Consider the following 12,871-nt stretch of genomic DNA (forward strand, 5'->3'; position numbering starts at 1 on the left):
CCCCCCCCCCCCCCCCCCCCCCCCCCCCCGCCCGCCCGTCCTGTCCGGTGCGCCGGACTACCAGGTCACGCGGACGCCGCCATAGGCCGAGAGCGGCTGCACCAGGGTGGTGGTGCGCGGATCGTTGATCACGAAGTTGCCCGCCACCGAGCCGGTCTCGGCGAAGGTGCCGAAATTGGCGTAGCGGTTGTTGAACAGGTTCGTGACCAGGGCGAAGACCTGAACGTTCGGGCTGATCTGGATGCTCGTGTTCAGGTTGGCGGTGAAGTAGGGCGGCAGCTTGCGGTTGATGTTCGACTCGTCGCCCCGGTAGTAGGACGAGGAGAAGGCCGACAGGTTCATGCCGAAGGTCCAGATCGGGGTGATCAGGTAGTTGAACCCGGCCTTGAACTGGTGGTTCGGGATCAGCGGGAGGTTGTTGCCGCGCCGGACGTTGATGAGGCCGTCATCGGCGAGCGGGTTGTTGGGGGAGGACAGTTCGCCCTCGAACTGGAAGGTGGCGTCGATCAGGGCGTAGTTGCCGTAGAGGCTCAGGCGCTCGCCGACATACTCGCCCGAGACCTCGATGCCCTGGCGCTGGGTCGCCGGCACATTGACGAAGTAGCCGCGGGCGGCGTTGCCCGGCACCGCGACCTGCAGGATGTCGTTGCGCAGGTCGGTGCGGAAGGCGCCGATCTTGTAGTTGAACAGGCCGTTCTCGTAGAAGTTCGGCACGGTGCCGCGGAAGCCCACCTCGTAGGTCTGGCCGGTGACCTGCTTGAGCGGCGGGTCGGCCACGAGCGAGTTCGGCAGCAGGCAGGGGCGGTCGGGATTGGCGCAGGCGAGCTCGAGGGGCGTCGGGGCGCGGTTCGACTCGGAATAGCCGCCGTAGAGGTTCAGCCAGGGGAAGAAGCGGTAGGTCGCGCCCACCACCGGGTTCACCTTGGTGAAGTAGTGCGTGCCCGTCACGTCCGGCGAGAAGCCGGTCTGGTCCTGGGTCGAGATGCGGGCGAAGTTCAGGCGCGCGCCAGCGGTGAGCGACAGGGCGTCGGTGACGTCGAAGGTGTCGAGGGCGTAGAGGCCCATGTAGAGGTTCGAGCCCGTGACGTTGCTCGGCGCGATGCCGAGGGCCGCCGCCGTGCGGATCGCCTCGGTGCCGAGGCCCGGGATCGTGCCGTAGTTCGGGTTCAGCGGATCGGTGGTGACGGTGAGGTCCGGATTGATCACCCCGAGGGTGCTCGACGACTTGTAGGTGTAGTTGGCCGCATCGATGCTGCCGCCCACCACGAAGGTGTTGCCGTGCCCGAAGACCTGGTCGCGGTTGGCCGCCTGCAGGGTGCCGCCGTAGCCGGTGGCCTCGGTGCGGATCGTGTCGAGGGTGCCGTAGGGCACGCCCGCCCGGAAGGGGATGCGCTGGCCCTGGCGGCCCAGGATCGTGAACTGATCGCGGAAGGCGCGGTCGCTCAGGGTGCCCCGCTCGAATCCGTCATCCTCGAAGCAGAGGAAGCCGCGGTTGCTGGAGCGCGTGCTGCACTGCTCGAAATTGCCGTCGTTGCCGTCGACCGTGAACTGGCTCAGGCGACGGACATAGGCGTTGCCCTGCAGGTCCCAGGTCGGCGAGATCGCGACCTTGCCGGTGACCTGGATCTGGCCCTGCTCGGTGGAGATGGTCTGGGGCGAGGTGAAGATCGCCCGCTCGTTGACGTGGGTGAAGTCCACCGGCGTGGCGGCGGCGGCGCCGAAGAAGGTCTTGGCGCCCGACGCGATGATGTGGAACTCGGAGTCGAGGGACTTGTGGCCGAGGTCGGCATAGACGCGGCCGATCTCGGAGGGCGACTTGATGCGCCAGCCCTCGTCGCGCAGGCCCTCGCCGGCGAAGTAGAAGCTCCAGGGGCCGATGACCTCGCCGTATTGCAGCGATCCGAGGATGCGCCCGTTGGAGCCGCCGCTGACGGTGATCTCCTTGCCCTGCCAGGTGAAGCCGTTCTTCATCTCGATGTTGACGGCGCCGCCGAGGGCGTTGAGGCCGAAGACCGGGTTGCCGGTGACGACGTCGATCCGGTTGATCGCCACCGAGGGGATCAGGTCCCAGTTCACCACGTCGCCGAAGGCTTCGTTGATGCGCACGCCGTTCTGGTAGACCGCGAGGCCCTGCGGCGCGCCCTGGAGGGGCGAGGCGTCGAAGCCGCGATAGGTCAGGGTCTGGCGGAAGCCGTTGCCCTGCCCGTCCGACAGGTTCACGCCCGGCGTCTTGCGCGCCAGGGTGAAGGTCGGGTCGAGGGTGGCGCGGTCCTGGGCGAAATCGGCCGCCGTCACGGTCTCGACGGTGTTGGGGATCTTGTAGAGGGACTGCCCGCCGCCGCCGCCGGTGCCGCTGACCGGGGTGGTCGCCACCACGTCGAGTTCGCTCAGCGTCACCGATTGCTGGCCGCCGGCGCCCTGCGCCAGAACGGCGCCCGGCAGCAAGGCCACCGACAGCAGCAGGCTGCCCCGCAGTGTCCGCTTCGTCATCCCCAGTCCCCCAAGATCGTCTTCGTATGGCTGCCCCTTGGCCGGGGCTTCGAACACAGTCTTGAGAGGATCGGAGGCGTAGAACAATCGCGCGCCGCGCCGATTCAGCACTTTTGCGCGCCGGCCGCTCGATTGGTGGTCCGGCGTGGCGCTGCGGACACGATTTTTCTTACGATTTCAAAGGTTTGGGGAGAATTCAGCAAGTCGCCCGGGAGAAAGTGGCAAGGCCGTCCGGGGCCGGCCTCGCCCCGCACGGCACCCCGCCCTCAGAGGCGGGCCTGGATCTTGCGCGCGATCTCGCCGAGGCGCTGCTCCAGCAGGGTCGGGACTTCGCAGACATAGGTCAGGGACGAGCTGCGCTCCTGGAAGATGCGCCGGTCCCAGGTGAACTTGGTCTCGAGCTCCGAGGCGTCCTTGGGGATGTCGCGGGCATCCTGGGCGCTCGGCGCGTCCTTGGTGGCGCTGATCTGGTCGGCCTCCTGGCGGATGCGCTCGGCCATGCGGCGCTGGCCCTGGGCGTAGCGGCCGATGCCGGCGACGACCTTGTTGCGCTCGCCGTTGATCACCTCGAACACCCCGGCGAAGACCCGGGTAAGGCGCTTCTCCTTCTCGGCGCCGGCCTTGGCGACGAAATCGTCGAGGAGCGGGTCGACCTCGGACAGGGCCGTGCGCCGCGAGGCGATCTTCTGGGCGAGCGCCGCGGCCTCGAAATCGTCGCCCCAGGGTCCGGCGGCCTCGAGGTCCGGCCCGGTCCAGACCGTGCCGGGGCTGAGCGTCGAGACCTTGCGCTGGACGCAGGGCCAGTCCGGATCGGATTTCGGCTGGGCCAGGACCGGGCCGGCGCCGAGGGTGAGGAGCGCGAGGCCCGCGAGGGCCCGGAGGCTGAGCGTGCGAGAAATCATCAGGAATTGTCTCCGGCCGGGCCGCCGCGCCGGGCCATGATGCCACGGCCGGGATCGTAGGCCACGACGGCGAGGGTGAAGAAGGCGAGCGTGGTGCCCACGACCACCGCGCAGGCGATCGGCTCGAACTGCCCGTAGAGGGCGAAGCGCACGAGCTGCACCGCGTGGGAGAAGGGGTTGAGCTGGCAGATCCAGTACAGGGTCTCGGAGGATTCGCGGATGCGCCAGAGCGGGTAGAGCGCCGAGGAGGCGAAGAACATCGGGAAGATCACGAAGTTCATCACGCTGGCGAAGTTCTCCAGCTGCTTGACCATGGAGGAGAGCAGCAGGCCGATGGCGCCGAGCATCAGCCCCGAGGCGATGAAGGCCGGCAGCGCCGCCACGTAGCCGAGGGCCGGGATGTCGAGCTCCCAGAACCACGCGATGGCCAGGAAGGCGTAGGCCTGCACCACCGAGACGGTGACGCCGGCGATCAGCTTGGCGAGCAGCAGCAGCCAGCGCGGATAGGGGCTCGTCAGCAGCACCTTCATCGAGCCGACCTCGCGGTCGTAGACCATCGAGAGCGAGGATTGCATGCCGTTGAAGAGCTGGATCATCACCGCGAGGCCGGGCACCACGTAGACCTCGTAGAGCACGTAGGTCTGGTAGGGCGGCTCGATCGAGACGCCGAGCGTGTTGCGGAAGCCCGCCGCGAAGATGAACAGCCAGACCAGGGGCCGGACCAGGGCCGAGAAGAAGCGTTCCTTCTGGTTGAAGAAGCGCAGCAATTCGCGCCGCACGATGCCGCCGAGGCAGATCAGGTAGCCGACCGCGTCGAGGCGCCCGAGATGGGGCACCGGCGCCTCCGCCGGGGCGGCGACCGGGCGCGGGGTCGTGCTGGGGCTCAGGGGCATGGCGACGGGCTCCGTGGGCGTGCTCATGCGGCCTGCCGTGCGGGTTCGGCGACGAGGCGGCGGAAGGCCGCCTCCAGGGTCTCGTCGCCCTGCGCGATGGAGCCGGCGGTGCCGCGGGCGACGATGCGGCCCCGGTGCAGCACCACCGCGTCGTCGGACGCGTCGATCTCCTCGAAGATGTGGGTCGCCCAGAGCACCGACAATCCCTCCTCCCGCACCAGGGCGCGGACGATGGCGACGATGTCGGCACGCGATTCGAGGTCGAGGCCGACGGTGGGCTCGTCGAGGAGCAGGAGCCGGGGCTCGTGCACCAGGGAGCGGGCGATCTCGATGCGCCGGGACTGGCCGCCCGAGAGGGTGCGGACCTTGTCGTCGCGCCGGTCGGCGAGGCCGACGCGGTCGAGGAGCGCGGCGATCCGCGCCTTGGCGGCCTTGCGGGGAATCCCGTGCAGGCTGGCGTGGTAGAGGAGGTTCTGCGCGACGGTCAGGTCGGTGTCGAGGGTGCGGGCCTGGAACACCACGCCGAGGCGGGCGAGCGCCCGGCTCGGCTCCCGGTCGAGGGCATGGCCGAGGATCGAGACCCGGCCGTCCTGGTTCGAATAGAGCCGGGTGATCACCGAGAACAGTGTCGTCTTGCCGGCCCCGTTCGGCCCGAGGAGCGCGGTGAAGCGCCCGCGCGCCACGCTCAAGGACACGTCGGACAGGGCCGCCCGCGTGCCGAAGCGGTGGCTGACCTGGGCGACCTCGAGGGCAGGGCTCGCGCTCACGGCTTCAACGCCCGCTTGGCGTCGCCGACCGCGTCCAGGCACTCGTCGAACTCGCCCTCCCCCATCTCGCGCTCGGCCACCCGCAGGGCCTTCTTGAGCTTGGGCCGGACCGCCTCCGGGGCGGGTCTCTCGAGTTCGGCCTTGATCATCGCGATGCCCTCCGCGCAGGCGGCCTTGTCGTCCGCGCGGGCGGCGACGCTCCCGAGGGCGAGGAGGACGGAGAGGGCGAGAACCGGGGGAGCGCGCATCGACGGAGATCCTACTTCACGATGAACTTACTTCACGATGAACTTGCCGGTCATGCCCTTGGATTCGAGGCCATGGACCGACCAGGGATACTCGCCGGGCCGGATCGTCACGAACTCGATCGCGATCTCGCCCGGATCGTCGAACTCGAAATGATCCGGCGGGCCGCTGCCGTGGATCTCCAGGTGCTGGATGACGATCTGGTTGAACCAGATGTTGCGGAAGAACTCGGTGGCGTAGAACTTGTACTCCTGCCGGCCCTTGGCGACGATCCGCAGGCGGTAGGCCTTGCCGGATTCGAGCTCGATCTCCTTGTTCTCGACGACGAAGTCGTTGCCCTCCTCGTTGCCGAGGACGAGGTCGGGCAGGTTCTGGCGCTTCTTCGTCAGGTCGAGGGCCTGGGCCGGCGCCAGCCAGGCCGAACCCGTGGCGAGGAGCGCCGCCAGGGCGAGGGCGGTGCGCCGCATCGTTCGCGTCATTCGTTGTCCTCCCGTTGGCCGCCCGGGGGCGGTGCCGCCTTGGAGCGGTCGTCGTTTTCGATCTCGCGGAGCCCTCCTCCCCGCAGGGGCAGGGCTATCGCGGAGGGTGGTGCGGCGTCATTCCGGGGCGCCGATGACGGAGTGCTCCATGAGGCGCCTCGGCTCCCGAAACCGGCTTCCGCGACGGCCCTGCCCCAAGGGGGAGAGGGACGCACTCAGTTCGGCGAGACTGCGACCCCCCAGGGCAGCAGCCCCACGGGGATGCTCTTGACCACCTTCTCGGCCGCCACGTCCACGACCGAGATGTCGTTCGAGGAGCCGTTGGTGGAGAACAGCAGCTTCTGGTCCGGCGTGAAGGCGAGCTGCCAGACGCGCTGGCCCACGGGGAGGTACTTCTCCACGGCAAAGGTCTTCGCGTCGATCACCGCGATGCGGTTGGCCGGGCCGAGCGCCACGAAGGCCTTGGCTCCGTCCCTGGTGATGCGGATGCCGACGGGCTGGATCGCCTCGTCGTTCACGCTCGGGATCTTGAAGGTGATCTTCTTGATCACCCGCCGCGCGGCGACGTCGATGACGCTGATGGTGCCGCCGACCTCGGCCGAGACCCAGAGATACTTCCCGTCCGCCGTGAACTCGGCGAAGCGCGGGCGGGCATCGACCAGGATGTTGTCGATGACCTGGAAGGTCGTGGTGTCGATGAAGTGGGCCATGTTGGTGGTCTCGGACGTGTTCACCAGGATCTTGCCGTCCGGCGACAGGCCCATGCCCTCGGGCTCGACGCCCACCGGCACCTCGGCCATGACCTTGTTCTTCTCGACGTCGATGACGGTGACCTGGCTGTCGTCCTCGTTGGCGACGTAGAGCAGGTTGCCCTGGGGGCCGAGGATGAACTGCTCCGGATCGGGGCCCGAGCGCAGGGAGCGCACGACCTTGCCCGTGCTGGTGTCGAGCACGTCGATGCGGTCGTCGTCGCTGGCGCAGACGAACAGTTCCTTGCCGTCCTTGCTGGTGGTGATGCCGCGCGGGCGCCGGCCGACCTTCCAGGTCCCGGTCACGGCCATCGTCTCGGTGTCGATGACGCTGACCGAGTTGCCCTTCTCGTTGGTCACGTAGACCGTGTAGGCCTGCGCCGGGGTCGCCAGCATCGTGCCTGCCAGCAGCGCCAGGCCCAGGATCGTTCCGGACGCGTCTGCCCTGAAGCCGCGGCTCATGGGGTTCCTCCTCGGGGCCATCGCTGTGTCGTGCGCGATTGATTGGGCGTTACTATAGTGCAGCCCCCTCCCACGGGGAGCAGGAGACTGCAAGCGGGTGGGGATCGTGTTGCCGCAGGCGGCACGCGCTATCCCGGCCTCGCGCGAACGTGACGGGATGGGTCGGGGCACCGGTTCGGCCGGGAAACGTGCTCAGTCCGGAAATTTGCAGGTGGTCTCCGGCAGGTCGATGCCCAGGGTGTCCAGTGGCGTGCGCTGATGCGTGAAGCCCTGCTCGGGTGCCACCGAGACCATCGCTTTCGGCTGCACCACGATGATGGGCTGGCGCAGCTGGTGGTCCCAGGGCCGGTAGCTCAGGGAGACGCCCTTGTAGGCCGGCAGGCTGAAGGCCGGGTCGGCGAAGTAGGGGGCGAGCACCGCCGGGTCGGCGGTCTTCTTCTGGGTCGCCGCCTCCCCCACGGAGCGCACCGCCGCCCAGGCCTGGTAGTCGAGGGGCCGCATCAGCCGGCCCGACTGGCGCCGGAAGCGGTTCTGCGCCTGGGCCGCGCCCCAAGTCTCCAGCATCGGGTGCCAGGTGGTGGCGATCAGCCCCTGCGTGCCGGCCACGGGGCGCGGATCGACGGTGCGGAACGGGACGTAGTCGCCCCAGTCGCCGGCCTCGTCGGCCACCACCGCGATGTCGTAGTCGAGGCCCCGGGTGAAGACCATCGCCTCGGAGCGGGTGGGCGTGTCGCCCCGCGCCTTGGCCAGCGGCCCGAAGGTCCAGGGTTTTTCCGCGTTGATCTTGAGGGAGAACTTCTTCGCGGACGTCTTGAAGGCCTCCGCGTAGAGCCGGTCGTTCTCCTGCGGGCCCACGATGAGGAACATCTTGCGCCAGCGCATCAGGGTGAAGAACTGCGCCAGGGCGTCCGTCTGCATCGCCCGGCTCGGCAGGACGTGGAAGACATTGGCCCGGCAATCGGCCCCGCGCAGGCGGTCGTCGGGGGCGGCGATGTTGAAGATCGTGACGCCCTGCCCCTTCAGCGCATCCGCGATGGCGAGGAGTTCGGCCGCCGGCAGCGCCACCACGAGGTAGCGGATGCCCCGCCCGGCGAGGTCCCGGGCCGCCGCCACCCCATCCGTGTCCCCCGCGAGGGCGACCTCGTCGAGCACGTAGGTCTGCTGGGTGAAGCGACCGGTGTTGTTGTTGTCCTTGACCGCCATCCGGGCGCCGGCGACGCCCTCGTCCTCCGGCACCGCCTCGGCGTCGTAGGAGGAGGGTGCGGGCTCGGGCCGGTAGATCAGGCCGATATGGGTCTCGCTCGGGGGAATCGCCGGCGCGGCCGCGGGGGATGCCGGCTCCTGTGCCGAGGCCGGGGCGAGGCCGCACAGCCCGAGGCTGAGGGCGAGCGGGGCGAGGAGGAGGCGTGCGGGGCTGGGCATGTGGGGGTGAGGCTAACAACATTGCGCCGCCGCGCTCAATCGCGGATTGCTAAGCGGTTCTTAAGGGCGCCCGGCGGAAACCTTGACCAAATCCCCGCGACGGGGCGGCGCATTTGCGCGCCGGACGGTTTCCGGGCAGATCTCGGGGAACTGATGAAGCCGGCGGGATCGTGCGGGCGTCCGGCGCGTTCCCGTGGTCCCTCCTGGTGCCGCCCCCAGCGGAGAACTTCGCCCATGGCCCCGTCTCCGGTCCGCTCAGCGCTCGCCCTCGCCGCCCTCCTCGCCGCCGGCGTCCTCGCGGGCCCCGCCCGGGCCGCGCCGGAGAAGGCCGCGATCTTCGGGGTCGAATTGTTCGACCCCGGCGTGGTCGGCGGCCGCAAGGCCCGGCCCGACGAGGTCCGGCGCCTCGGCCTCGTGACGGACGAGCTGCGCAAGGCGCTGGCCGACAGCGTCGAGTCCGTGGACGTCGCCCCCCAGGCGGCCGAGATCGCCAAACAGGCCCCCCTCTACAAGTGCGACGGCTGCGCCGCCGCCATCGCCAAGACCCTGGGGGCCGACCTCGCGGTCTCCGGCTACGTCGAGAAGGGCTCCAACCAGATCTTCAACCTCACCGTGACCATCGCGGAGGCCGCCACCGGCAAGGTCATCCGCGGCGGCCGGGTGGTGATCCGCGCCGACACCGACGACACCTGGGCGCACGCCATGCGCTGGGTGGTGAAGAACCGCCTCCTCACCGAGCCCCTGCCGAACCGGTCCTGACCGGTCGGGCTTTCGAAAGGCGGGGGTTTCCCTTATCCCCGCCCATGCGCTAGGCCCGCGTTCAGGCCGGAAGCGCCAGCTTGAGGCCGAACTTGCCCCGGCCGCGCCACCCTGGGCGCGGCGCTTCCCGACCCGGGCGTCGTCGATGGCCTCCCCCGAGGCCCCCGAGCAACCGAAACCCGCGCTGATGTCCGTGCCCCGCGTCTCCCCACCCGTCGATTTCCGGTCCTTCGCCGTCGATTCCACGGCCCCCCGGCTCCTCGTGAGCGTGCGGGATGCCGACGAGGCGGACCTCGCCGCCCGCGCGGGCGCCGACCTCGTCGATGCCAAGGACCCTGATCGCGGCGCGCTGGGCGCCCTCCCCGCCGGGACCGTCCGCGCCATCGTGGCGCAGGTGGCCGGCCGTGCCCGCGCGAGCGCCGTGGCGGGCGAGCCGGGCCGGGCGGCCCTGGTTCCCGCCATCGCCGCCATGGCGGCCACCGGCGTCGACGTCGTGAAGGTGGCGGTGGGGGGCGATTGGTCGGAGGACGACCTCGCCCGGGCCGCCTCCGCCGCCTCCGGCCGCCTCATCGCGGTGCTGTTCGCGGAAGACGGCAGGGCCGCCGGTCTCGTGCCGCGCCTGCGCCGCGCCGGGTTCCTCGGCGCCATGATCGACACCGCCGGCAAGGACGGGCGCCGCCTGACCGACCATCTTGCCCCGGCCGCGCTCGCGGCCTTCACCCGCGCCTGCCGCGACCACGGCCTGGTTTCGGGCCTCGCCGGCTCCCTGGCGCTCGCCGACATCGCGGACCTCGCCCCCCTCGGTCCGCATTACCTCGGCTTCCGCGGCGGGCTCTGCGCGTCCGGCGACCGCCGCCAGGGCCTCGATCCCGCCCGGGTCGCCGAGGCCGTGCGCCTGATCCGGGCCTCGGCCCGGCGGGACGCCGCCTGATGCGCGGGCCGGCCGCCCCGACCGTGGTGAAGCTCGGCGGCAGCCTCGTCGCCGATGCGCCCCGGCTGCGGGCCTGCCTCGCGCGCCTCGCCGGGGGCGCGGCGGCCCCTCACGTCGTCGTTCCCGGCGGCGGACCCCTCGCCGAGGCGGTGCGGAGCGCCCAGGCCGCCCTCGGCTTCTCCGACGCCCTCGCCCACCGCCTCGCCCTCGACGCCATGGGCCGCATGGCCGAGATCCTTTCGGACCTGGAGCCGCGCCTCGTCCCCGCCCGGGACCCGGGGGCCATCGCCGCTGTCCTGGCGGCCGGCCGGGTCCCGGTCTGGGACCCGGTCGCCCTGCGGGACGGCCATCCCGACATCCCCGAGAGCTGGGACGTCACCTCCGACAGCCTCGCGCTCTGGCTCGCCGGCGCGATCGGCGCCCCGCGCTGCTGCCTGGTGAAGTCCGCCAACCGGCCGGCGGGGACGGACTGGGCGGATCTCGCCCGGAGCGGCCTCGTCGACGGGGCCTTCCCGGCCTTCGCGGCGCGCTATCCCGGCCGCATCGAGATCCTCGGTCCCGGCGCCGCTTATCCGCCCGGCCTCGATTCCGCGAGGGCCGCCGCATGAGGGCGCCCGAGCACCTGGTCTTCATCACCGGCCGCATGGCCAAGGCGCGCCTGGAAAAGGTCGCCGCCACCCTGCCGCCGGAGCGCTACGCCTGGAGCATCGCCGATGCCGGCGTGAAGGTCGCCGCCCTGATGACGGAGGAGATCATCCGCCGCCGGGTGACGATTCCGCAAGGCGCCACCCGCATCGTCCTGCCCGGGCGCTGCCGCGCCAATCCGGCGGCTCTCGCCGCGCATTTCGGCCTGCCGGTGGAGCGCGGCCCCGACGAGATCGTCGACCTGCCGGCCTATCTCGGGCTTGCCGGGCGCACGGTCGATCTCTCCCGCCACGACCTGCGCATCTTCTCCGAGATCGTCGACGCCTCGAAGATGACGCCCGACCAGATCCTGGCCAAGGGCCTCGATCTGGCCCGGCGCGGCGCGGACGTGATCGACCTCGGCGGCCTGCCGGACACCGAGTTCCCGCATCTCGAGGACTGCGTGCGCCTCTTGAAAGGCGCCGGGCTCAAGGTCAGCGTCGATTCGTTCTCCCTCGACGAGCTGACCCGGGGCGCCCGGGCGGGGGCCGATTTCCTGCTCAGCCTCAACGAGCAGACCCTGGATCTCGCCTTCGAGACCGACGCGGTGCCGGTGCTGGTGCCGGTGCGCCCCGACGACCTGCCCTCCCTCGACCGCGCCATCGAGCGCATGGAGAAGGCGGGCCGGCCTTACATGGCCGACCCGATCCTGGAGCCGATCCATTTCGGCTTCGTGGACTCGATCACCCGCTACCACGAGACGCGCAAGCGCTGGCCCGGCATCGAGATGATGATGGGCACCGGCAACCTCACTGAGCTCACCGAGGCCGACAGCCTCGGCGTCACCGCCCTGCTGGTGGGGATGTGCTCCGAGCTCGCCATCCGCAACGTGCTGATCGTCCAGGTCTCGAACCACACCCGCCGGACCGTGGAGGAGCACGACGCCGCCCGCCGGGTGATGTTCGCGGCCCGCGCCGATTCGGCCCTGCCCAAGGGCTACGGGCGCGCGCTCCTGGCCCTCCACGACAAGCGGCCCTACGTGCAGACCCCGGATGAGATCGCGATGCAGGCGGCCGAGGTGAAGGACCCGAACTACCGCATCGCCGTGGCCGAGGACGGCATCCACCTCTTCAACCGCGATCTCCACGCGACCGGCACCGACGCGATGGCCTTCTTCTCCGACCTCCAGAGGACCGGCGACGTGGCGAGCGACGGCGCCCACGCCTTCTATCTCGGCGGAGAGCTGACCAAGGCCGAGACCGCCTGGCGCCTGGGCAAGCGCTACGTGCAGGACGAGCCCCTGGCCTGGGGGGCGGCGGCCGATGCCGAGGCGGAGGACACCACCGCCTTCAAGAAGGCCGGCCACACGAAGCATTCCGGCCCCGCCGCGGCCGGGATCGCGGCCCGCGACGCCACGCCGCCCGAGGCCGGCGCGGCGGCCCCCGAGACGACGGGATCGGGCGAGACCCGGGCCGCCGACGCGATCTCGGAGACGCCCGCCGAGGGCGGCGGCCGCATCGTCTGCGGCAAGTTCGTCCCCGACGAATCCGCCCCGGCGGACCGGTCCGCCCCCGCGGGAAAGGCCTGATCCCGTGCCGCTGATCCTCGAGACTGTCGTCACCACCACCGCCCGCGACGGCACGCTGCACCTCGTGCCGTTCGGGCTGATCCAGGACGGCCAGGACTGGATCCTGGCGCCGTTCCGGCCCTCCCCCACCATCCTCAATCTCGCCGACAACCCGGTCTTCGCCGCCTCCAGCCCCAGCGACGTGCGGGTGATCGCCGGGGCGGTGACCGGTCGGCGCGACTGGGCGACCCTGCCCTGCGAACGGATTGCCGGGCGGCGCCTCGCCGAGAGCTTCGGCCATGCCGAGTTCGAGGTGGCGGCGATCGAGGACGATCCCGTGCGACCCCGTTACCGGGGACGGATGGTCCACGCGGCGGCGCATGTCCCCTTCATCGGCTACAACAGGGCGCAGGCGGCGGTGCTGGAGGCGGCGATCCTCTCCACCCGCCTGCACATGCTGGAGCCCGACAAGATCCTGACCGAGATGCGCTACCACGCCATCGCGATCGCCAAGACCGCCGGGCCCGCCGAGCGCGAGGCCTGGGACTGGATCGAGGACAAGGTCGCCGCGGCCCTCGGC

13 protein-coding genes are annotated in these 12,871 nt (G+C 70.7%); 5 read left to right on the forward strand and 8 right to left on the reverse strand.

The window, feature by feature from the left end; genetic code table 11:
- Positions 1-57: 57 nt before the first annotated feature.
- The 8 genes from AC3WLN_RS17515 to AC3WLN_RS17550 form a co-directional block, all read right to left on the reverse strand.
- A complete protein-coding gene (locus AC3WLN_RS17515) occupies positions 58-2,490 on the reverse strand; it encodes a TonB-dependent receptor (RefSeq protein ID WP_492483363.1) in 2,433 nt (810 codons plus the stop codon).
- Positions 2,491-2,756: 266 nt separating this feature from the next.
- The gene (locus AC3WLN_RS17520) at positions 2,757-3,392 is read right to left on the reverse strand and encodes a hypothetical protein (RefSeq protein WP_492483365.1); all 636 of its coding nucleotides are present in this window, start codon (positions 3,390-3,392) and stop codon (positions 2,757-2,759) included.
- Positions 3,392-4,285, reverse strand: a complete 894-nt coding sequence (locus tag AC3WLN_RS17525) for an ABC transporter permease (protein WP_492483409.1) — start codon at positions 4,283-4,285, stop codon at positions 3,392-3,394. The genes AC3WLN_RS17520 and AC3WLN_RS17525 overlap by 1 nt, the downstream gene beginning before the upstream one ends.
- Positions 4,286-4,308: 23 nt before the next feature.
- On the reverse strand, positions 4,309-5,052 hold the full coding sequence (locus AC3WLN_RS17530; protein WP_492483367.1) for an ABC transporter ATP-binding protein: 744 nt from the start codon (positions 5,050-5,052) through the stop codon (positions 4,309-4,311).
- Positions 5,049-5,300 (reverse strand): hypothetical protein, encoded by a 252-nt coding sequence (locus AC3WLN_RS17535; protein ID WP_492483369.1) that lies wholly within the window; start codon positions 5,298-5,300, stop codon positions 5,049-5,051. The genes AC3WLN_RS17530 and AC3WLN_RS17535 overlap by 4 nt, the downstream gene beginning before the upstream one ends.
- Positions 5,301-5,327: 27 nt before the next feature.
- A complete protein-coding gene (locus tag AC3WLN_RS17540; protein ID WP_463777148.1) occupies positions 5,328-5,777 on the reverse strand; it encodes a cupredoxin domain-containing protein in 450 nt (149 codons plus the stop codon).
- A 215-nt stretch (positions 5,778-5,992) separates the two neighbouring features.
- Positions 5,993-6,988, reverse strand: a complete 996-nt coding sequence (locus AC3WLN_RS17545; protein WP_492483371.1) for a YVTN family beta-propeller repeat protein — start codon at positions 6,986-6,988, stop codon at positions 5,993-5,995.
- A 192-nt stretch (positions 6,989-7,180) separates the two neighbouring features.
- On the reverse strand, positions 7,181-8,410 hold the full coding sequence (locus tag AC3WLN_RS17550) for an ABC transporter substrate-binding protein (RefSeq protein WP_492483373.1): 1,230 nt from the start codon (positions 8,408-8,410) through the stop codon (positions 7,181-7,183).
- Between the two features lie 234 nt (positions 8,411-8,644).
- Between AC3WLN_RS17550 and AC3WLN_RS17555 the strand changes: the two genes are divergently transcribed.
- From AC3WLN_RS17555 to AC3WLN_RS17575, 5 genes are all read left to right on the forward strand, one after another.
- Positions 8,645-9,169: a DUF3280 domain-containing protein gene (locus AC3WLN_RS17555; RefSeq protein ID WP_492483375.1), complete on the forward strand. Its 525-nt coding sequence runs from the start codon at positions 8,645-8,647 to the stop codon at positions 9,167-9,169.
- Between the two features lie 187 nt (positions 9,170-9,356).
- Positions 9,357-10,100 (forward strand): (5-formylfuran-3-yl)methyl phosphate synthase, encoded by a 744-nt coding sequence (locus AC3WLN_RS17560; RefSeq protein ID WP_492483377.1) that lies wholly within the window; start codon positions 9,357-9,359, stop codon positions 10,098-10,100.
- On the forward strand, positions 10,100-10,708 hold the full coding sequence (locus AC3WLN_RS17565; RefSeq protein ID WP_492483378.1) for an amino acid kinase family protein: 609 nt from the start codon (positions 10,100-10,102) through the stop codon (positions 10,706-10,708). The genes AC3WLN_RS17560 and AC3WLN_RS17565 overlap by 1 nt, the downstream gene beginning before the upstream one ends.
- Positions 10,705-12,312, forward strand: coding sequence for a DUF6513 domain-containing protein (locus AC3WLN_RS17570; protein ID WP_492483379.1), 1,608 nt, complete (start codon positions 10,705-10,707; stop codon positions 12,310-12,312). The genes AC3WLN_RS17565 and AC3WLN_RS17570 overlap by 4 nt, the downstream gene beginning before the upstream one ends.
- Positions 12,313-12,316: 4 nt before the next feature.
- On the forward strand, positions 12,317-12,871 hold a 555-nt coding region (locus AC3WLN_RS17575; RefSeq protein ID WP_492483381.1), incomplete at its 3' end, for a DUF447 domain-containing protein.

This window comes from Methylobacterium sp. FW306-05-D (assembly GCF_058782155.1).

Bases quoted from the DNA above. Each gene is read 5' to 3' on its own strand.
- AC3WLN_RS17515 (WP_492483363.1), bottom strand. From the start codon at position 2,490: ATGACGAAGCGGACACTGCGGGGCAGCCTGCTGCTGTCGGTGGCCTTG.
- AC3WLN_RS17560 (WP_492483377.1), top strand. From the start codon at position 9,357: ATGTCCGTGCCCCGCGTCTCCCCACCCGTCGATTTCCGGTCCTTCGCC.
- AC3WLN_RS17540 (WP_463777148.1), bottom strand. From the start codon at position 5,777: ATGACGCGAACGATGCGGCGCACCGCCCTCGCCCTGGCGGCGCTCCTC.
- AC3WLN_RS17545 (WP_492483371.1), bottom strand. From the start codon at position 6,988: ATGAGCCGCGGCTTCAGGGCAGACGCGTCCGGAACGATCCTGGGCCTG.
- AC3WLN_RS17520 (WP_492483365.1), bottom strand. From the start codon at position 3,392: ATGATTTCTCGCACGCTCAGCCTCCGGGCCCTCGCGGGCCTCGCGCTC.
- AC3WLN_RS17525 (WP_492483409.1), bottom strand. From the start codon at position 4,285: ATGCCCCTGAGCCCCAGCACGACCCCGCGCCCGGTCGCCGCCCCGGCG.
- AC3WLN_RS17565 (WP_492483378.1), top strand. From the start codon at position 10,100: ATGCGCGGGCCGGCCGCCCCGACCGTGGTGAAGCTCGGCGGCAGCCTC.
- AC3WLN_RS17570 (WP_492483379.1), top strand. From the start codon at position 10,705: ATGAGGGCGCCCGAGCACCTGGTCTTCATCACCGGCCGCATGGCCAAG.
- AC3WLN_RS17550 (WP_492483373.1), bottom strand. From the start codon at position 8,410: ATGCCCAGCCCCGCACGCCTCCTCCTCGCCCCGCTCGCCCTCAGCCTC.
- AC3WLN_RS17555 (WP_492483375.1), top strand. From the start codon at position 8,645: ATGGCCCCGTCTCCGGTCCGCTCAGCGCTCGCCCTCGCCGCCCTCCTC.
- AC3WLN_RS17535 (WP_492483369.1), bottom strand. From the start codon at position 5,300: ATGCGCGCTCCCCCGGTTCTCGCCCTCTCCGTCCTCCTCGCCCTCGGG.